This is a genomic window from Streptomyces sp. NPDC001927 (assembly GCF_053594455.1).
Genome location: NZ_JBSFEN010000017.1, coordinates 1 through 19,436 on the forward strand (window position 1 = coordinate 1; position 19,436 = coordinate 19,436).

Below are 19,436 nucleotides of genomic sequence, written 5' to 3' on the forward strand. Positions count from 1 at the left end.
CGACCGTTCTTCCCCTCTTTCCCTACCCGACTCTCTTCCTATCCGGGGCGGAGCCCCGGTTCGGGAAGGGGCGGGGTGGGGAAAGGGCCCGCCGCAGGCGCCCCCGCCCGCACCGGCCCACGCGCACCCGCCCCGCCCCCTACTCCCCCACCTCGAACTCGTACGCCTCCACCTCCGCCAAATACCGCGCCCGCAACCCCTCCGCGTCGTCCAAGAACGCCGCCTCGAACGAATTCCGCGCCAGCACCCGCAACTGCTCCCGCCCCAACCCCAACGCCCCGCGAACCGCCGCGAAGTTGTCCCCCACGTACCCCCCGAAGTACGCCGGATCGTCGGAGTTCACCGTCGCGACAAGCCCCGCCGCGAGCATCGCGGGCAGCGGGTGGTCCTCCAGTACGTCGATCGCCCGCAGCCGCACGTTCGAGAGCGGGCACAACGTCAACGGCACCCGCTCCCGCACCAGACGAGCCACCAGCTCCGCGTCCTCCATGCACCGCAGCCCATGGTCGACCCGCTCCACGCCCAGGACGTCCAGGGCCTCGCGGATGTACTCCGGTGGGCCCTCCTCGCCCGCGTGGGCGACCTTGCGCAGGCCGAGCGCGTCGGCCGCCGCGTACACCTCGCGGAACTTCGACGGCGGATGGCCGACCTCCGCCGAGTCCAGGCCGACACCGGTGATCCGGTGCAGATACGGCTTCGCGGCCTCCAGCGTCGCCATCGCCGACGACGCGGACTCGTCCCGCAGGAAGCACATGATCAGCCGGGTCGAGACGCCGTGCCGCTCCTCGGCCCGGTCGAGCGCGGCGGCCAGGCCCTCCACCACCGTCCCGATCGGCACGCCCCGCGCCGTGTGCGCCTGCGGGTCGAAGAAGATCTCGGCGTGCCGCACACCCTGCGCCGCCGCCCGCGCGAGGTACGCGTCGGCCAGCTCGGTGAAGTCCCGCGCCGTGTGCAGGACGCCCATCAGCTCGTAGTACAGGTCCAGGAAGGACTGCAGATCGCTGAAGCGGTACGCCTCGCGCAGCGCCTCGGTGTCGGCGTACGGCAGCTCGACGCCGTTGCGCGCGGCGAGCGCGAACGCCAGCTCGGGTTCGAGGGTGCCTTCGATGTGGAGGTGGAGTTCGGCCTTGGGGAGAGGCATGGTGGTTCGTCTATCTCTTCGGGAGGGGGACCCTCATCAGGTCCTGGGCAATGCTCAGCTCGCCGTCGAACCCGGCCGCCCGCGCCTGCCGTTCGAACTCCGCGGGATCGCCGTACCGCTGCGAGAAGTGGGTCAGGACCAAGTGCCGCACCCCGGCGTCCCGCGCGACGCCCGCGGCCTGCCCGGCCGTCAGATGGCCGTGGTCGACGGCGAGCCGGACGTCCTCGTCGAGGAAGGTCGACTCGATGACGAGCATGTCGGCGCCCTCGGCGAGCGCGTGCACGCCGTCGCAGAGCCGGGTGTCCATGACGAAGGCGAACCGCTGCCCGCGCCGGACCTCGCTGACCGACTCCAGCGTCACGCCGTTCAGGACGCCGTCCCGCTGGATCCGGCCGACGTCCGGGCCCTTGATGCCGTGCGCGGCGAGCCGCTCGGGCAGGATGCGGCGCCCGTCGGGCTCGGTGAGCCGGTAGCCGTACGACTCGACCGGGTGCGAGAGCTTGTACGCGTCGAGGGTGTACGAGTCCGTCACGGCGAGGGGGCCGTCGGCGGCCACCGGGGCCTCCGTCAGCCGCACGGTCTCGCGGTAGGCCGTCGCGTACCGCAGCCGCTCGAAGAAGCGCTGCCCGCTCGCCGGATAGTGCGCGGTGACCGGGTGCGGGACCTGGTCGAGGTTGATCCGCTGGATCACACCGGCCAGGCCCAGGGAGTGGTCGCCGTGGAAGTGCGTGACGCAGATCCGGTCGATGTCGTGCGCGGCGACCCCGGCCCTGAGCATCTGGCGCTGGGTGCCCTCGCCCGGGTCGAACAGGATGCCCTGCCCGTCCCAGCGCAGCAGGTACCCGTTGTGGTTGCGGTGCCGGGTCGGGACCTGACTGGCGGTCCCGAGCACGACGAGTTCACGTACGGACACGGCTTATCCGGGGGGCCAGTTGAGGCCGCGGCCGCCGAGGACGTGCGCGTGGGCGTGGAAGACGGTCTGGCCGGCGCCGGCTCCGGTGTTGAGGACGATCCGGAAGCCGCTGCCGTCGATCTTCTCCTGGGCGGCGACCTCACCGGCCTCGCGCAGCATGTCCGCGGCGACCGTCGGCGCGGCGGCGGCCAGGCTGGCGGCGTCGGGGTAGTGGAGGCGCGGGATGACGAGCACGTGCGTGGGCGCCTGCGGGTTGATGTCCCGGAAGGCGAGCGTCGTCTCCGTCTCGCGCACGATCGTCGCCGGAACCTCCCCGTCCGCGATCTTGCAGAACAGGCAGTCGCTCTGCGGCTCTCCGGTCATGGCCCGGGCCTCCTCGCCTTCGGTGATCAGCTACTCGGGCATCGTATCGGCCGGGTGGCCGAGCGGGCGGGCAGCCGGGTCACCGCCCGCGCTCGGACGTGGGCGCGCGGCGCTGCAGGGCGGAGCGGCTCACCCAGTAGGTGATGATCACGACCCAGAAGAGCGGGTAGCCGAGCACCCTGAACGCGGACGCCTCCAGCGTCCACAGCGCCATCGAGACCGCCGAGTGGAGACCGAGGAGGCCCACCGCCCCTGCCATGGCGAGGACGGGCCGGCAGTTGCGCGCCACGAGGAGCAGCGGGCGGCGCAGCCGGGTCGGTATCCGCCGGACGTTCCACACCGCCCAGCCGGCCCAGCCGCCGACGAGGACGACCAGGGCGATCCCGTAGGTGACGAGGCCCTCGTCCACCGGTCCGCCGCGGAGCGCGCCCGATCCGAACAGGGTCGCCAGATAGCCGGCCAGGGCCACCCAGCGGGCCCCCGCGGCGGCGCCCCAGGCCATGGTCTCCAGGTTGTAGCGGGCCTGCCGGTCGTTCATGTCGAGCGCGGCGGACTCGACGAAGCCCTCGGCGGCCTTCGTCCACGCCCCGCGCCGGAACCAGCGGCGGCGCAGGTGCAGCAGGGAGAGGTTGTTGTGCGCCTCGCTGCTCTCCGGGTCGAGGCGCAGGGCCGTCTCGTAGGCCTGCTGGGCGATGCGGTGGTGGCCGGTGCGCTGGGCGGTGAGGCCGACGAGGAAGTGCGCGTCGCTCTCCTCCGGCGCGAGCGTGACGGCGGTGCGGGCCGCTTCGTACGCCTCGCGCCGGCGTTCCGTGCGGACGGAACGGTCGAGGACGGTGCCGAGCGCGTAGTGGCTGCCCCAGTACTGCGGGGCGAGTTCGACGGCGTGCCGGGCGGCCCGCTCGGCCTCCTCGTGCCGCTTGAGCGCGAGCAGGATGTGGGTGCGCATCAACCAGCCCGGCAGCGCGTCGGGTTCGGCGCGCAGGGCCCGCTCGACGGTGTCGAGCGCCTCCCGCTCCCGGCCGAGCCGGTGCTGGCAGCGGGCCAGGAGGACGAGCGCGGCGGCGTCGTCCGGGTCGGTCGCCAGGTGCTGGGCGGCGAGGGCGGCGGCCTGTTCGTACCGTCCGACGTCGAAGAGCGCGTCGGCCCGGTCGAGGACGCGGTCCGGTGCGGGGCTCATCAGACCTTGTCCCGGTCGTGGGTGATGCTGAGCAGGTTCGGTACGAGTCCGAGCCAGAACAGGACCTGGGGGATCGTCCGGTCGGTCCACGGCACGAGGACGATCAGCAGGGCGCAGAGCGTGGCGAGGACGGCCTGGCCGAGGACGACCCGGGGCCAGACGAGCCGCCGTACCAGGTCGCGCACGGTCAGCTGCGCGCCGGTGCGCATGCGCCGGTAGCGGCGCAGGGCGCCGAAGGCCCACACGGCCGCCATCAGCGCGAGCGCCCAGAGCCGGGTGCCGAGGTGGACCGGGAGTTCCTTCGCCTCCTCGCCGCCGGTCGGGAAGACGTCGACGACGACGCCCGCCATGACCAGGCAGAGCAGGGCGAGCCACCGCGTCCCGCGCAGCATCCGGTAGACGGCCCTGTCGAGGTCCTTGCGGAGCCAGTTGGCGCCGGGGGCGGCGGCGAGGCCGCCGGCGTAGAGGTCGGCGGCCTGCGCGGCGGAGGTGCCGGGCTTGGCGGCCTCGTCCTTGGTGGCCATCGTCACGGCCAGGGTGTTGGTGGGGTCGATCCGCAGGAGCTGCCGGACGGCCTCGTCGGCGAGGTCGGGGCGCCGGTTGAAGAGGGCCAGTTTGTACAGGGCCTCCCACGCGCGGGTCTCGTCCGGCCCCAGCCGGACGGCCTCCTGCGCCTCCGCGAGCCCCTCGGCGACCGCCGCCGCGTCGCCTCCCGGGAACCGGTCGCGTACGAAGGGCATCAGCTCGGCGCGCACAGCACGCGGCGCCCAGTAGTCCGGGTCGAGACGGATGGTCTCCCGCATCGCCTCCTCGGCGTCGTGGGGCCGCCCCTGGTGCCGCAGCGCGACGCCGCGGATGTAGTGCCCGAAGGCGAAGTCGGGGGCATGGGTCAGCGCCGCGTCGGCGGCGGCCTGGCCCTCGGCGCACCGATCCTCGGCGATGAGGCAGCGGGCGAGCAGCACGAGGGCGTGGTGGTCGTCGGGGGCCTCGGCGATGCGACGGGCGACCTGTTCCCGGCTCTCGCCGTACCGGCCCATGTCGTACAGCAGCTCGGCCCGTTCGAACTGCGGGTTCTTCACGCTCACAGTTTGCGCTTCTTCTTCAGGTAGGCGACCAGGTCGTCGTACATCCCGCCGTCGTTGGCGAACATCGCCACGTTCCGCGCGGAGGCGAACCAGGACTCGCTGGACGGCCGGATCTGCTTCGCCGCGGCCAGCAGGTCCTTCATGTCGATCATGCGTACGGTGCCGGTACGGGCGGAGTCGAGGAGCGCGAACTCGGCGGCGGACTCGCAGACATGGGCGAGGTCCGCGCCGGAGAAGTCCTCGGTGGCCTTGACGAGCTTGCCGAGGTCGACGGACTCGATGGGCCGCTCGCGCAGGTGGTAGCGGAGGATCGCCTCGCGCGCCGGGGCGTCGGGCGGCAGCACGAGCAGCGTGCGGTCGAGCCGGCCGGGGCGGCGCAGCGCGAGGTCCACGTCCCAGGGGACGTTGGTCGCGGCGAGCACGAACACGCCCTCGTTCTCGGCGCCGTCGACGCCGTCGAGCTCGGTGAGGAGCTGGTTGACGACATTGCGCAGGCCGCTGTGGTGGGTGCGCGAGCGCTTGGCGCCGAGGGCGTCCAGCTCGTCGAGGAAGACGACGCAGGGGGCTTGGGCGCGGGCGGTCTCGAAGATGTCGTGGACGTTCTTCTCGGACGTGCCGATGTACATGTCGAGGATGTCGGAGAGCGAGACCGACATGAAGCTCGCGCCGAGCTCGCCGGCGACGGCGCGGGCGATGAACGTCTTGCCGCAGCCGGGCGGACCGTAGAGCAGCAGGCCGCCGCGGAGCGACTTGCCGTACAGCTTGCGGAGTTCGGGGTTGCGCATGGGCGCGAGGAAGGCGGCCTCCAGGCGGTCCTTGACCTCCTGCATGCCACCGACGTCGGCGAGGCGTACGGCACCGGGCACGTCGACGTCCCAGGCGGAGGCGTCACCGGGGTCACCGCTTCCGTCGGCGGCGAGGGGCGCTTCGAGCTCGGCGTCTTCTGTCCCGGTCACGAACCGGGGCCCGACGAGGTCCTCGACCTCCTGCTCGGCGGCGTCCCAGTCGAAGCCGGGGCGTGCCTGCTCGGTGGCGGGGGTCTCCTGCTCGGCGGAGGGGGTGGCGGGCGCGGCGGGCAGCCCCATCGCGCGGACCATCAGCGCACGGGCCGCCCCGTCCCCGGGCGCGTGCTGGAGCGCGACGGCCGCCTCCGCGACGGCCTCGTCGCCCCGCCCCTCCGCGAGGAGCAGTTCGGCGAAGTGGAGCCGCAGGGGCACGTCTTCCGGTGCGGCGGCGACGGCGGCGCGCAGACTACGGATCAGGGGTGACTCGTCGGACATGCGGCCCAGCCTAGGGAGCGGCCTTGGGCCGCCGTCCACCGGGTTCTGGCAAGGGGAAAGGCCCTAGCTCCAGCGGCCCGTACGGCCGAGGAGCAGGGCCGTGGCAGCCGTACCCGCCGTGGACGTGCGCAGGACACTCCGCCCCAGTCGGTACGGCTTCGCGCCCGCCTCCTCGAAGGCCGCCAGCTCCTCGGGGGAGACGCCCCCTTCGGGCCCGACGACGAGCACGATCTCGCCCTCGGCGGGAAGTTCGGCGTCGGCGAGGGCGCCGCTGGGGTGGGCCCGGTCCTCGTGGAGGACGGCGGCGAAGTCGGCGCCCGCGAGGAGCGCGGCGACCTGCTTGGTGGTCATCGCGTCGGCGACCTCGGGGAAGCGCGTGCGGCGCGACTGCTTCCCGGCCTCGCGCGCGGTGGCCCGCCACTTGGCGAGGGCCTTGAGCCCGCGGTCGCCCTTCCACTGGGTGATGCAGCGGGACGCGGCCCACGGCACGATCGCGTCGACACCGGTCTCCGTCATGATCTCGACGGCCAGTTCGCCCCGGTCGCCCTTGGGCAGCGCCTGGACGACGGTGATACGGGGCGCGGGCTCGGCCTCCTCGTACGTGGCGGAGACCTGGACGGTGAGCTGGTCCTTGCCCTCGGCGGCGAGCACGACACAGTCGGCCCAGGTGCCGCGCCCGTCGGTGAGGACGAGCTCCTCCCCCGCGCGCAGCCGCTTCACGGCGACGGCGTGGCGGCCCTCGGGGCCGTCGAGGAGGAAGGTGCCGGTGCCGGGGACGGCCTCGACGACGAAGACGGGTGCGGTCATGGGGCGGAGCTCCTGTGGGCCTGCGCGGTCAGTGCGGTGTCGAGTTCGGCGGCCAGCACCTCGACGAGCTGGCCGGCGGGGAGGTCGCGGGCGAGCCGGTGCCCCTGGCCGGCCCACAGGGCCATGCCCTGCGCGTCACCCGCGGTGGCGGCGGCCTTGCGGAGGGGCGCGGTGAGGTGGTGGACCTCGGGATAGGCGGCGGGGGCGTACGGCCCGTGCTCGCGCATGAAGCGGTTGACGAGCCCGCGCGCGGGGCGCCCGGAGAAGGCGCGGGTGAGCTCGGTGCGGACGAAGAGCGGGTTGGTCAGGGCCTGCTTGTGCAGCACATGGGCGCCCGATTCGGGGCAGACCAGGAAGGCGGTGCCGAGCTGGGCGGCGTCGGCCCCGGCGGCGAGGGCGGCGGCGATCTGGGCGCCGCGCATGATCCCGCCGGTCGCGACGATCGGCAGATGGACGGTCTCCCGGACCTGGGTGACGAGCGCGAGGAGCCCGGTCCCGGCGAGCGCGCCGTCCGGGTAGTCGCGGTGGGTGCCCTGGTGCCCGCCGGCCTCGATGCCCTGCACGCAGACGGCGTCGGCCCCGGCCCACTGGGCGGCCTGTGCCTCTTCGGCGGAGGTGACGGTGACGACGGTGAACGTACCGGCGCGGGCGAAGGCCTCGAAGGTGTCGCGGTCGGGGCAGCCGAAGGTGAAGGAGACGACGGGCACGGGGTCGTCGAGCAGGAGCGCGAGCTTGGCGTCGTAGGCGTCGTCGCGCCCGCTGTCGGGGTCGCCCAGCTCCGTCTCGTACCAGGCGGCCTCGCCGGCGAGCTGGTGCCGGTACACCTCGACGGCGGCGGGATCGGCGTGCTGTCCGCCTGGCGGCATGAAGAGGTTGACGCCGAAGGGCTGCCCGGTCAGCCCGCGCACCTGCTTGATCTCCTGGTACAGCCCGCCGGCGGTCTTGTACCCCCCGGCGAGAAACCCGAGCCCACCGGCCTCGCACACGGCCCCGACGAGCTGCGGACTGGCGGCGCCACCTGCCATGGGGGCCTGCACGATCGGGTACCGGGAGAGATCGTTCAGCACGGTGGGCATGCAGGCATCGTGCCATACGGCAGGGCGGCACCCGCTCCTCGCGAATGCCGCCCTGCCAGGCACAACGTAGGCCTACCGCCCGTTGAACGCGTCCTTCAAGCGCGAGAACAGCCCCTGCTGCCCCGGCTGGAACTGACCCGTGGGCCGCTCCTCGCCGCGGAGCTTCGCGAGCTCGCGCAGGAGCCGCTCCTGCTCGGCGTCGAGCTTCGACGGGGTCGTCACCTCGACGTGGACGATCAGGTCGCCGCGGCCGCCGCCGCGCAGGTGCGTGATGCCGCGCCCGTGCAGCGGGATGGACTGGCCGGACTGGGTGCCCGGGCGGATGTCGACCTCTTCGAGCCCGTCGAGCGTCTGCAGCGGCACCTTCGTGCCCAGCGCGCCCGCCGTCATCGGGATGGTCACCGTGCAGTGCAGGTCGTCGCCGCGCCGCTGGAAGGTCTCGTGCGGGACCTCGTGGATCTCCACGTACAGGTCGCCCGCCGGGCCGCCGCCCGGGCCGACCTCGCCCTCGCCGGCGAGCTGGATGCGCGTGCCGTTGTCGACACCGGCCGGGATCTTCACGGTGAGCGTGCGCCGCGAACGGACCCGTCCGTCGCCCGCGCACTCGGGGCACGGGGTCGGGACGACGGTGCCGAAGCCCTGGCACTGGGGGCAGGGGCGGGAGGTCATGACCTGGCCCAGGAAGGACCGGGTGACCTGCGAGACCTCACCACGGCCGCGACACATGTCACAGGTCTGCGCGGAGGTACCGGGAGCGGCGCCCTCACCGGAGCACGTCGTACAGACGACGGCCGTGTCGACCTGGATGTCCTTCGTCGTGCCGAAGGCGGCCTCGTTGAGGTCGATCTCCAGCCGGATCATCGCGTCCTGGCCGCGCCGGGTGCGCGAGCGCGGCCCGCGCTGCGACGCCGTACCGAAGAACGCGTCCATGATGTCCGAGAAGTTCCCGAAGCCACCCTGGCCGAAGCCGCCCGCACCACCGGCGCCACCGGACGCGGACAGCGGGTCGCCGCCGAGGTCGTAGACCTGCTTCTTCTGCGGGTCCGACAACACCTCGTACGCGGCGTTGATCTCCTTGAACCGTTCCTGCGTCTTCGGATCGGGATTCACATCCGGGTGCAGCTCGCGCGCGAGCCGCCGGAATGCCTTCTTGATCTCGTCCTGGGACGCGTCGCGGCGTACGCCGAGTACGGCGTAATAGTCCGTGGCCACTTACGACTCCGCCAGGATCTGTCCGACGTAACGTGCCACTGCGCGTACCGCTCCCATCGTTCCGGGGTAGTCCATGCGGGTCGGTCCGACCACGCCGAGTTTGGCGACTGCCTCGTCGCCCGAACCGTAGCCGACCGCGACGACGGACGTGGAGGTGAGGCCCTCATGGGCGTTCTCGTGCCCGATCCGTACGGTCATGCCCGAGTCCTTGGCCTCGCCGAGCAGCTTGAGGAGCACGACCTGCTCCTCGAGCGCTTCGAGCACAGGCCGGATCGTGAGGGGGAAGTCGTGGCCGAAGCGGGTGAGATTGGCGGTACCGCCGATCATCAGCCGCTCCTCGTGCTCTTCCACCAGGGTTTCGAGCAGGGTCGCGAGCACGGTCGAGACCGTCCCGCGGTCCTCCATCTCCTCGAAGGACTCCGGGAGATCCTGCACCAGTTGCGGCACGTCCGCGAAACGGCGGCCGACGACCCGGCTGTTGAGCCGGGCGCGCAGGTCGGCGAGGGAGGTCTCGCCGAAGGGCGCGGGGCAGTCGATGACGCGCTGCTCGACGCGGCCGGTGTCCGTGATGAGCACGAGCATCAGCCGGGCGGGCGCCAGCGCGAGCAGTTCCACGTGCCGGACCGTCGAGCGGGTCAGCGACGGGTACTGGACGACGGCGACCTGGCGGGTCAGCTGCGCGAGCAGCCGGACCGTGCGCCCGACGACGTCGTCGAGGTCGACGGCTCCGTCGAGGAAGTTGTGGATCGCGCGCCGCTCGGGCGTCGACAGCGGCTTGACGCCGGCGAGCCGGTCGACGAAGAGGCGGTACCCCTTGTCGGTCGGGATGCGGCCGGCGCTGGTGTGGGGCTGGGCGATGTAGCCCTCGTCCTCCAGGACGGCCATGTCGTTGCGCACGGTGGCGGGCGAGACGCCGAGCTTGTGGCGCTCCGTGAGCGCCTTGGAGCCGACCGGCTCCTCCGTCCCGACGTAGTCCTGGACGATGGCGCGCAGCACCTCGAGTCTGCGTTCGCTGAGCATCGCGCACACCTCCAGCTCGTCGTATCGGGTTGCTTCGGTTGCTCCGCATTTGGCACTCGCCCTGCCCGAGTGCCAGGAATCCCCCGGCCAGTGTACGGCGGCGGGCATCGCTCCTGGCAAGGAGGCCGCGTCGGAGTCGGCGTCGGAGGTCGGGTCGTCGCGGATTCGGGGGTCGGGTCTTTGCGGATAGCGTCGCGGTATGGATGTCGCTTGGGAAGAGTTCGGCTGGGAGCGGCTCGCGGACGGCGTGGGGCGGCGCAGGCTGCCCGGCTGGGACGCCACGGTGGGCCTGGTGGTGGGCGAACAGGCGGTACTGCTGTACGACACGGGCTCGACGCTGCGGGAGGGAACCGCTCTGCGCACCCAGATCGAGGGGCTGACCGGGGGCCGAAGAGTGACACACATCGCACTGAGCCACCCCCATTTCGATCATGTACTGGGCACGGCGGCGTTCGCGGGGGCGGAGGTGTACGGGGCGGTGGGCGTGGACGCGCTGCTGCGCCGGGAGGGCGGCGAGCTGATGGCGGACGCGGTACGGCACGGGGTGGACGCGTTCGCGGCGGCGGAGGCGGTGGACGTGCTGGTGGCGCCGCACCACGTGGTGTCCGGGGAGTGGACGCTGGACCTGGGCGGCCGGCAGGTGCTGCTGGCGAACGTGGGCCCGGGCCACACGGCGCACGACCTGACGCTCCTGGTCCCGGGTGAGCCGGAGATCGTCTTCTGCGGGGACCTGGTGGAGGAGTCGGGGGAGCCGCAGGCGGGCCCTGACGCGATCCCGTCCCGCTGGCCGGACGCCCTGGACCGGCTGCTCGCCCTCGGCGGCGAGGACGCGGTGTACGTGCCGGGCCACGGGGCGGTGGTGGACGCCACGTTCGTACGACGCCAACGCGAGGAACTGGCACGGCGCTTCGCCGTCGCATAACGTCACGCGAATGCGCAGCTACAACCCGGACCTGACGCCCCCCTGGAAGCGATCCGCCCCGGTGCCGGAGGTACCGGCGGAGGTGGACCTCGTGGTGGAGGAGGTCTCGACGGGGTTCTGCGGGGCGGTGATCCGCTGCGAGGCGGGCACGGTGACGCTGGAGGACCGCTTCGGCAAGCACCGGGTGTTCCCGATGGACCCGAGGGCGTTCCTCCTGGAGGGCAAGCCGGTGACGCTGGTACGCCCGACGTCGGGCCCCGCGCGCTCGAATCGCACGGCCTCGGGCTCGATCGCGGTCCCGGGGGCGCGGGCGAGGGTGGCACGGGCGGGCCGGATCTACGTGGAGGGCCGGCACGACGCCGAGCTGGTGGAGCGGGTCTGGGGCGACGACCTGCGGATCGAGGGCGTGGTGGTGGAGTACCTGGAGGGCATCGACGACCTCCCGGCGATCGTCGCCGACTTCGCCCCGGCAGCGGACGCCCGCCTGGGCATCCTGGTCGACCACCTGGTCCCGGGCTCGAAGGAGTCCCGCATCGCGGCCCAGATCTCGTCCCCGGACGTCCTGATCGTCGGCCACCCGTACATCGACATCTGGGAGGCGGTGAAGCCGTCGTCCCTGTCCATCGACTCCTGGCCGAGGATCCCCCACGGTCAGGACTGGAAGACGGGCATCTGCGAAGCCCTGGGCTGGCCCCCCAACACAGGCGCGGCCTGGCAACACATCCTGTCGAAGGTCACGTCCTACAAGGACCTGGAACCCCAACTCCTGGGCCGAGTAGAAGAACTGATCGACTTCGTCACGGCCCCGTAGCCGGGCGAGACAACATCGACTCCCCCCACACCGTTGTGGGCAATCGTTCCGCAGGGCTGGGGGTCCCCCCAGGACGAAGTCCTAGGGGGAGGGTGGGCACAACCCACGGGGGCGGTGCCTGCTCAGGCCCCTGGCACGGGGTGGGCGCGCTCGAAAGGCCCCAAGGCCCCCAAGGCCCCGCCCGGGGCCCGCGGCCTAGTCCACCAGGTCGCGGACGACCGCGTCGGCCAGCAGGCGGCCCCGCAGGGTCAGGACCGCGCGCCCCTCCCCGTACGCCCCGGCGTCGAGGAGCCCGTCCTCCAGGGCCCTGCGAGACGCGGCCAGCCCGTCCGGACGCAGGAGCTCCAGCGGGCACCCCTCCCGGAGCCGTAGCTCCAGAAGGACACGCTCCACCCGCCGGTCCTCCGCCGACAGGACCTCCCGGCCCGCACCCGGCGACCTCCCTGAGGACAGCGCCGCCGCATACGCCCCCGGATGCTTCACGTTCCACCACCGCACACCGCCCACGTGCGAGTGCGCCCCCGGCCCCGCGCCCCACCAGTCGGCGCCCCGCCAGTACAGCTCGTTGTGCAGGCACCGCCCGGCCTCGGACGTGGCCCAGTTCGAGACCTCGTACCAGTCGAAGCCGGCCTCCGCGAAGACGGAGTCGGCTATCAGGTACCGGTCCGCGTGCACGTCGTCGTCCGTCATCGGCACCTCGCCCCGCCGGATCCGCCGCGCCAGCTGCGTCCCCTCCTCGACGATCAGCGCGTACGCGCTGACATGGTCGGGACCCGCCCCGATCGCCGCCTCCAGCGACGCACGCCAGTCGTCGTCGGACTCCCCGGGCGTCCCGTAGATGAGGTCCAGGTTCACGTGCTCGAAGCCGGCCGCCCGCGCCTCGGCGACGCACGCCTCGGGCCGTCCGGGGGTGTGCGTCCGGTCGAGGACCTTCAGGACGTGCTGGCGGGCGCTCTGCATGCCGAAGGACACCCGGTTGAAGCCACCGGCCCTCAGCTCCTCCAGGTACGCCGGGTCCACCGACTCCGGGTTCGCCTCCGTCGTGACCTCGGCGTCGTCCGCGAGCCCGAACTCGTCCCGGATCGCCCCCAGCATCCGTACGAGATCCCCGGCGGCGAGCAGCGTGGGCGTACCGCCGCCGACGAAGACGGTCCGCACAGGGCGCGGGTCGTCACCGAGCACCTTCCGGGCGAGGCGTATCTCCTCGACGACCTGCCCCGCGTAGTTGTCCCGGGAGGCGAGCACGCCGCCGGCACCGCGCAGCTCGCTCGCGGTGTACGTGTTGAAGTCGCAGTAGCCGCACCGCGTCGCGCAGTACGGCACATGCAGATAGAACCCGAGCGGCCGCTCCCCGGCCCCTTCCAGGGCGTGTGCGGGAAGCGCCCCGTCCTCGGGCATGGGCTCACCATCGGGCAGTACGGAAGGCATGAGCCCATTGTCCCGTACCGCCCGACGAAGCCGACCGCCCTGTGGACAACCCCACGAGGGCCGGCCCAGGGGCCCCGGAAGGGCTACGCCTCCCGCGCCCCCGCGTACATCTCCTCGATCAGGTCCTTGTACGTCCGCTCCACCACCGGCCGCTTCATCTTCAGCGACGGCGTCAGCTCACCGTGCTCGACGTCGAGGTCGCGCGGCAGCAGCCGGAACTTCTTGATCGTCTGCCACCGCTGCACGCCCTCGTTGAGCCGGTCCACGTACCCCTGGACCATCTCCTGCGTCTGCCGGGCGGCGACGACCTCGGCGTACGACTTGCCCGCGAGGTCGTGCTCGGCGGCCCAGCCGAGGATGGCGGGCTCGTCGAGGGCGATGAGCGCGGAGCAGTAGTTCCGGTCGGCGCCCAGGACGACGATGTTCGAGACGAACGGGCAGACGGCCTTGAACTGGCCCTCGATCTCGGTCGGCGCGATGTACTTGCCGCCCGAGGTCTTGAACAGGTCCTTCTTGCGGTCGGTGATCCGCAGATAGCCGTCGGCGGACAGCTCACCGATGTCGCCCGTGTGGAACCAGCCGTCCGCCTCGAGCACCTCGGCGGTCTTCTCGGGCAGGCCGTGGTAGCCCTCCATGATGCCGGGGCTGCGCAGCAGGATCTCGCCGTCGTCGGCGATCCGGACCTCGGTGCCGGGCAGCGGCTTGCCGACGGTGCCGGTGCGGTACGCCTCGCCCGGGTTGACGAAGGACGCGGCGCTGGACTCCGTCAGGCCGTAGCCCTCCAGGATGTGGATGCCCGCGCCGGAGAAGAAGTAGCCGATGTCGGGCGCCAGCGCGACGGAGCCGGAGACGGCGGCGCGCAGCCGGCCGCCGAAGGCCTCGCGGAGCTTCTTGTAGACCAGCGCGTCGGCGACCTTGTGCTTCGCCTCCAGGCCGAAGGGCGCGGAGGCCGTGCCGGTACGGCGGAAGTTGTCCTGGGTGACCTTGGCGTACTCGCGGGCCACGCCCGCCGCCCACTGGAAGATCTTGTACTTGGCGGGGCCGCCCTCGCGCGCCTTGGCGGCGACGCCGTTGTAGACCTTCTCGAAGATCCGGGGCACGGCGGCCATGTAGGTCGGCTGGACCACCGGCAGGTTCACGATGATCTTGTCGATGCGGCCGTCGACGGCGGTGACGTGGCCGACCTCGATCTGGCCGGAGGTGAGCACCTTGCCGAAGACGTGCGCGAGCGGCAGCCAGAGGTACTGGACGTCGTCCTGCGTGACCAGGCCGGTCGCGGCGATGGCCTTGGCCATGTACGACCAGTTGTCGTGCGGGAGGCGGACGCCCTTGGGACGGCCGGTGGTGCCGGAGGTGTAGATGAGGGTGGCGAGCTGCGTGGAGGTGATGGCCGAGACGCGCTCCTTGACCGCGTCCGGGTGCTTCTCCAGGTACGCCTTGCCGCGCGCCTCGAGCTCCGCGAGGGAGAGGACCCAGTCGTCGCTCTCGACACCCGTGGCGTCGATGACGACCACGTGGTGGAGGCCGGGCAGGTCGGCGCGGGTCTCGCGGGCCTTGGCCAGCTGGGCCGCGTCCTCCGCGATGAGCACCTTGGACTCGGAGTCGGCGAGGATGAACGCCGACTCCTCGGCGTTGGTCTGCGGGTAGACGGTCGTGGTGGCGGCGCCCGCGCACATCACGCCGAGGTCGGAGAGGATCCACTCCACCCGGGTCGAGGAGGCGAGGGCGACCCGCTCCTCCGGCTGGACGCCCAGATCCATCAGACCCGCCGCGATCGCGTAGACCCGCTCGGCGGCCTGTCCCCAGCTGAGCGACTTCCAGTCGTCCGGGCCCTGGCCGTCGGCCGCCGGAACGGGATAGCGGTAGGCCTCCGCGTCGGGGGTCCGCTCCACGCGCTCAAGGAAAAGGTTCGCCACCGAGGGCGGCCGGTTCTCGATCTGGGTCTGTGTGTCGCTCACGACGTCCTCCGGGCGGCGGCGGTGCGTTCTGGCGGTGCGTTCCATGCGGTACCTGGCGGTTCCACGAGGTTCCCTGCGAACTAACTCGCGAGTAACCTTCGAGCCGCGATCAGAGTAAGGCGCGGGGGTCCGGCGCGTAAGAGGCTGCGGGCTGCCTCTTCATACCCGGTTGATAACAGAACCAAAGACGAACGGGCCCCCGCACTGCCGGTGCGGGGACCCATTCACGCATCCGTCGGACGCGTACGTCGGCATCCGACGGATACGCGCGTCCGATGCGCGCGTCGCATGCGGGCGCCGGATGCGCGCGTCGTGCGTGCGTCGGCTACTTCTTCGCCTTGCCGCCGGACTCGTCGCTCGACAGAACGGCGATGAAGGCCTCCTGCGGGACCTCCACCGAGCCGACCATCTTCATCCGCTTCTTGCCTTCCTTCTGCTTCTCCAGCAGCTTCCGCTTACGGGAGATGTCACCGCCGTAGCACTTGGCGAGGACGTCCTTGCGGATGGCGCGGATGGTCTCGCGGGCGATGACCCGGGAGCCGATGGCGGCCTGGATCGGCACCTCGAAGGCCTGGCGCGGGATGAGCTCGCGCAGCTTGGCGACGAGCCGCACGCCGTACGCGTACGCGGCGTCCTTGTGGGTGATCGCCGAGAAGGCGTCCACCTTGTCGCCGTGCAGCAGGATGTCGACCTTGACCAGGCTGGAGGACTGCTCGCCGGTGGGCTCGTAGTCGAGGGAGGCGTAACCACGCGTCTTGGACTTCAGCTGGTCGAAGAAGTCGAAGACGATCTCGGCGAGGGGGAGGGTGTAGCGGATCTCGACCCGGTCCTCGGAGAGGTAGTCCATGCCGATGAGCGTGCCGCGCCGGGTCTGACACAGCTCCATGATCGCGCCGATGAACTCGCTCGGGGCGAGGATCGTGGCGCGCACGACCGGCTCGAAGACGTCGTTGATCTTGCCTTCGGGGAACTCGCTCGGGTTGGTGACCGTGTGCTCGCTGCCGTCCTCCATGACGACGCGGTACACGACGTTCGGCGCGGTGGCGATGAGGTCGAGACCGAACTCGCGCTCCAGGCGCTCCCGGATCACGTCCAGGTGCAGCAGGCCGAGGAAGCCGACGCGGAAGCCGAAGCCGAGGGCGGCGGAGGTCTCCGGCTCGTAGACCAGCGCGGCGTCGTTGAGCTGCAGCTTGTCGAGGGCGTCGCGCAGCTCGGGGTAGTCCGAGCCGTCGAGCGGGTAGAGGCCGGAGAAGACCATCGGCTTGGGGTCCTTGTACCCGCCGAGGGCCTCGGTCGCGCCCTTGACCAGGCTGGTGATCGTGTCACCGACCTTGGACTGGCGGACGTCCTTCACACCGGTGATCAGGTAGCCGACCTCGCCGACGCCGAGGCCGTCGGCCGGCGTCATCTCCGGAGAGGAGACGCCGATCTCGAGGAGCTCGTGGGTGGCGCCGGTGGACATCATCTTGATGCGCTCACGCTTGTTGAGCTTGCCGTCGACGACACGGACGTACGTCACGACACCCCGGTAGGAGTCGTAGACGGAGTCGAAGATCATCGCGCGGGCGGGGGCGTCGGCGACACCGACGGGGGCCGGCACGGTCGCGACGACGCGGTCGAGCAGCGCCTCGACACCGAGACCGGTCTTGGCGGAGACCTTGAGCACGTCATCGGGGTCGCAGCCGATGAGGTTGGCGAGCTCCTCGGAGAACTTCTCCGGCTGCGCGGCGGGCAGGTCGATCTTGTTCAGTACGGGAACGATGGTGAGGTCGTTCTCCATCGCGAGGTACAGGTTCGCGAGGGTCTGCGCCTCGATGCCCTGGGCCGCGTCGACGAGCAGGATCGTGCCCTCACAGGCCGCCAGGGACCGCGAGACCTCATAGGTGAAGTCGACGTGCCCGGGGGTGTCGATCATGTTGAGGATGTGGGTCTTCCCCTGGCCCTCGCCCTCGGTGGGCGCCCAGGGAAGACGCACCGCCTGGGACTTGATCGTGATGCCGCGCTCGCGCTCGATGTCCATCCGGTCGAGGTACTGGGCGCGCATCTGCCGCTGGTCGACCACACCGGTCAGCTGAAGCATCCGGTCGGCGAGTGTGGACTTGCCGTGGTCGATGTGCGCGATGATGCAGAAATTGCGGATCAACGCCGGGTCGGTACGGCTCGGCTCAGGCACGTGGGTAGGAGTCGCGGGCACGCAAGGTCTCGTCTCGGGGCGATGGTCGGTTGGATACGTAGGCTCCATCGTCCCACGAGTGGGAGCCACCGCTCGGTTTGGGCAGAGCTTCTATGCCCTGATAACGTGGACAGCTGTGTCTCGTACGCCCTCTCAGCGATGGGGCACACCTCAGAAACAACACCGAACCTGAAAAGGCTCTTTTCGTGGCGAACATCAAGTCCCAGATCAAGCGGAACAAGACGAACGAGAAGGCGCGCCTGCGCAACAAGGCCGTCAAGTCCTCGCTCAAGACCGCGATCCGCAAGGCCCGCGAGGCCGTCGCCGCGGGTGACGTCGAGAAGGCCGTCGTGGCTTCTCGCGCCGCCTCCCGCGCGCTCGACAAGGCTGTCTCGAAGGGTGTCATCCACAAGAACGCCGCCGCCAACAAGAAGTCGGCGCTGGCCACCAAGGTTGCCACCCTGCAGGGCTGAGCCCCTCTGATGTAACGCCGGACGGGACCCAGCGGGCCCTCTCTCCCGCTCCCACCCGGCACCCCGGACTCGCGCGCGACACGCGTTCGCCACGCGTGCACGAGCCCACAGCGATACGCCGAAGGCCCCGCCTGTTCCTTCCCCAGGAACACCGGGGCCTTCGCCGTACCCGAACCCCGTCCTTGGGAACGCCCCCCAGGGACCGGGGCTCCGCCCACCCTCCTGAGGCGCCACGCGCTTGGGGGCGGCCCCCAAGGACCGGGGGCACCGCCCGCCCTCCAGAGGCGCCACGTACTTGGGGGCGGCCCCCCAAGGACCGGGGGCACCGCCCACCCTCCTAAGGCCGGGGCGCAGCCCCAGGCCCCGCCGCGGCGCGAAGCCGCCGCATCCCGGCGGGGGCCGGGGCGAAGCCCCGGATGGCCCTCAACCCCCACCAGCCCCCGGCAGGGTTTCGGGAAGGGGCGGGGTGGGGGAATCAACCGCCCTCGGCGCAACGCACCCGCACCCGCACAGCCCCCGGCCCCGGCGCCCGGAACCGAACCGGCCCGCACCCGGACCGGGCCCGCACCGCACCCCACCCGGGCCCGTACCCCCTACCGCCTCAACCTCGCCGCCCGAGCCACCGCGACCACCGCCTTCTCCAGCGCGTACTCCGGGTCGTCCCCCCCGCCCTTCACGCCCGCGTCCGCCTCCGCCACCGCGCGCAGCGCCAGCGACACCCCGTCCGGGGTCCAGCCCCGCATCTGCTGCCGAACGCGGTCGATCTTCCACGGCGGCATCCCCAGCTCCCGCGCCAGATCCGCCGGCCGCCCGCCCCGCGCCGACGACAGCTTGCCGATCGCCCGGACGCCCTGCGCCAGCGCGCTGGTGATCAGGACCGGCGGGACGCCGGTCGAGAGCGACCAGCGCAGCGCCTCCAGCGCCTCCGCCGCCCGCCCCTCCACCGCACGGTCGGCCACGTTGAACGACGACGCCTCCGCCCGCCCCGTGTAGTACCGGCCGACGACCGTCTCGTCGATCGTCCCCTCCACGTCCGCCGTCAGCTGCGACACCGCCGCCGCCAGCTCCCGCAGATCGCTGCCGATCGAGTCCACCAGCGCCTGGCACGCCTCGGGCGTGGCCGACCGCCCGATCGCCCGGAACTCCTGCCGTACGAACGTCAGCCGCTCCGCCGGCTTCGTCGTCTTCGGGCAGGCCACCTCCCGCGCGCCCGCCTTCCGCGCCGCGTCCAGGAGGCCCTTCCCCTTGGCGCCGCCCGCGTGCAGGAGCACGAGCGTGATCTCCTCGATGGGCGCGTCGAGATACGCCTTGATGTCCTTGATCGTGTCCGCGGACAGGTCCTGCGCGTTCCGCACGACCAGCACCTTGCGCTCGGCGAAGAGCGACGGGCTCGTCAGCTCCGCGAGCGTCCCGGGCTGGAGCTGCTCGGAGTTGAGGTCGCGTACGTCCGTGTCGGCGTCGGCGGCTCGCGCAGCCGCCACCACCTCCTGGACCGCGCGGTCGAGGAGCAGGTCCTCCTGGCCCACGGCGAGCGTGACGGGGGCGAGGAGATCGTCGTTCGAATTCTTCCTGGTGGCCATCGCGAACCAGCATCCCA

Annotated in this window: 17 protein-coding genes; 3 read left to right on the forward strand and 14 right to left on the reverse strand. The window is 71.8% G+C overall.

What is annotated here, in order from left to right; all coding sequences use genetic code 11:
* Nucleotides 1-139: 139 nt before the first annotated feature.
* The 10 genes from ACWCO8_RS35365 to hrcA all read right to left on the reverse strand — a co-directional run bounded on the left by ACWCO8_RS35365 (nucleotide 140) and on the right by hrcA (nucleotide 10,074).
* Complete coding sequence (locus tag ACWCO8_RS35365; protein ID WP_451035646.1) at nucleotides 140-1,141, reverse strand: adenosine deaminase; 1,002 nt, start codon at nucleotides 1,139-1,141, stop codon at nucleotides 140-142.
* A gap of 10 nt (nucleotides 1,142-1,151) precedes the next feature.
* Nucleotides 1,152-2,054, reverse strand: coding sequence for a ribonuclease Z (locus ACWCO8_RS35370; RefSeq protein ID WP_451035647.1), 903 nt, complete (start codon nucleotides 2,052-2,054; stop codon nucleotides 1,152-1,154).
* Between the two features lie 3 nt (nucleotides 2,055-2,057).
* Nucleotides 2,058-2,417, reverse strand: coding sequence for a histidine triad nucleotide-binding protein (locus tag ACWCO8_RS35375; RefSeq protein ID WP_361969069.1), 360 nt, complete (start codon nucleotides 2,415-2,417; stop codon nucleotides 2,058-2,060).
* A gap of 79 nt (nucleotides 2,418-2,496) precedes the next feature.
* Nucleotides 2,497-3,594 (reverse strand): tetratricopeptide repeat protein, encoded by a 1,098-nt coding sequence (locus ACWCO8_RS35380; RefSeq protein WP_451035648.1) that lies wholly within the window; start codon nucleotides 3,592-3,594, stop codon nucleotides 2,497-2,499.
* The gene (locus ACWCO8_RS35385; RefSeq protein ID WP_451035649.1) at nucleotides 3,594-4,679 is read right to left on the reverse strand and encodes a tetratricopeptide repeat protein; all 1,086 of its coding nucleotides are present in this window, start codon (nucleotides 4,677-4,679) and stop codon (nucleotides 3,594-3,596) included. The genes ACWCO8_RS35380 and ACWCO8_RS35385 overlap by 1 nt, the downstream gene beginning before the upstream one ends.
* Nucleotides 4,676-5,959, reverse strand: coding sequence for an ATP-binding protein (locus tag ACWCO8_RS35390; RefSeq protein WP_451035650.1), 1,284 nt, complete (start codon nucleotides 5,957-5,959; stop codon nucleotides 4,676-4,678). The genes ACWCO8_RS35385 and ACWCO8_RS35390 overlap by 4 nt, the downstream gene beginning before the upstream one ends.
* 63 nt (nucleotides 5,960-6,022) lie before the next feature.
* Nucleotides 6,023-6,766, reverse strand: a complete 744-nt coding sequence (locus ACWCO8_RS35395) for a 16S rRNA (uracil(1498)-N(3))-methyltransferase (protein WP_451035651.1) — start codon at nucleotides 6,764-6,766, stop codon at nucleotides 6,023-6,025.
* On the reverse strand, nucleotides 6,763-7,842 hold the full coding sequence (locus tag ACWCO8_RS35400; RefSeq protein ID WP_451035652.1) for a nitronate monooxygenase: 1,080 nt from the start codon (nucleotides 7,840-7,842) through the stop codon (nucleotides 6,763-6,765). The genes ACWCO8_RS35395 and ACWCO8_RS35400 overlap by 4 nt, the downstream gene beginning before the upstream one ends.
* A gap of 72 nt (nucleotides 7,843-7,914) precedes the next feature.
* Nucleotides 7,915-9,054: a molecular chaperone DnaJ gene (gene dnaJ / locus ACWCO8_RS35405; RefSeq protein WP_362006463.1), complete on the reverse strand. Its 1,140-nt coding sequence runs from the start codon at nucleotides 9,052-9,054 to the stop codon at nucleotides 7,915-7,917.
* Nucleotides 9,055-10,074 carry a heat-inducible transcriptional repressor HrcA gene (gene hrcA, locus ACWCO8_RS35410; RefSeq protein WP_362006465.1) on the reverse strand — a complete coding sequence of 340 codons (1,020 nt, stop codon included), beginning with the start codon at nucleotides 10,072-10,074 and terminating at the stop codon, nucleotides 9,055-9,057.
* A 199-nt stretch (nucleotides 10,075-10,273) separates the two neighbouring features.
* Here hrcA and ACWCO8_RS35415 point away from each other — a divergent pair, with 199 nt between their 5' ends.
* Together ACWCO8_RS35415 and ACWCO8_RS35420 are read left to right on the forward strand one after the other, a co-directional pair.
* Complete coding sequence (locus ACWCO8_RS35415) at nucleotides 10,274-10,996, forward strand: MBL fold metallo-hydrolase (RefSeq protein WP_362006468.1); 723 nt, start codon at nucleotides 10,274-10,276, stop codon at nucleotides 10,994-10,996.
* 10 nt (nucleotides 10,997-11,006) lie between these two features.
* Nucleotides 11,007-11,807: a DUF3097 domain-containing protein gene (locus tag ACWCO8_RS35420; protein WP_451035653.1), complete on the forward strand. Its 801-nt coding sequence runs from the start codon at nucleotides 11,007-11,009 to the stop codon at nucleotides 11,805-11,807.
* 195 nt (nucleotides 11,808-12,002) lie between these two features.
* On the opposite strand, the gene hemW is transcribed toward ACWCO8_RS35420, so the two are convergent.
* From hemW to lepA, 3 genes are all read right to left on the reverse strand, one after another.
* On the reverse strand, nucleotides 12,003-13,205 hold the full coding sequence (hemW, locus tag ACWCO8_RS35425) for a radical SAM family heme chaperone HemW (protein ID WP_451035712.1): 1,203 nt from the start codon (nucleotides 13,203-13,205) through the stop codon (nucleotides 12,003-12,005).
* A 113-nt stretch (nucleotides 13,206-13,318) separates the two neighbouring features.
* On the reverse strand, nucleotides 13,319-15,193 hold the full coding sequence (locus tag ACWCO8_RS35430) for an AMP-dependent synthetase/ligase (protein ID WP_451035654.1): 1,875 nt from the start codon (nucleotides 15,191-15,193) through the stop codon (nucleotides 13,319-13,321).
* A 325-nt stretch (nucleotides 15,194-15,518) separates the two neighbouring features.
* Nucleotides 15,519-17,387, reverse strand: a complete 1,869-nt coding sequence (gene lepA / locus ACWCO8_RS35435) for a translation elongation factor 4 (protein WP_451035655.1) — start codon at nucleotides 17,385-17,387, stop codon at nucleotides 15,519-15,521.
* Nucleotides 17,388-17,572: 185 nt separating this feature from the next.
* On the opposite strand from lepA, the gene rpsT reads away from it, so the two are divergent.
* Complete coding sequence (gene rpsT, locus ACWCO8_RS35440; protein WP_055643511.1) at nucleotides 17,573-17,839, forward strand: 30S ribosomal protein S20; 267 nt, start codon at nucleotides 17,573-17,575, stop codon at nucleotides 17,837-17,839.
* Nucleotides 17,840-18,432: 593 nt separating this feature from the next.
* On the opposite strand, the gene holA is transcribed toward rpsT, so the two are convergent.
* Nucleotides 18,433-19,419, reverse strand: a complete 987-nt coding sequence (holA, locus tag ACWCO8_RS35445; protein WP_362006480.1) for a DNA polymerase III subunit delta — start codon at nucleotides 19,417-19,419, stop codon at nucleotides 18,433-18,435.
* Nucleotides 19,420-19,436: the final 17 nt, after the last annotated feature.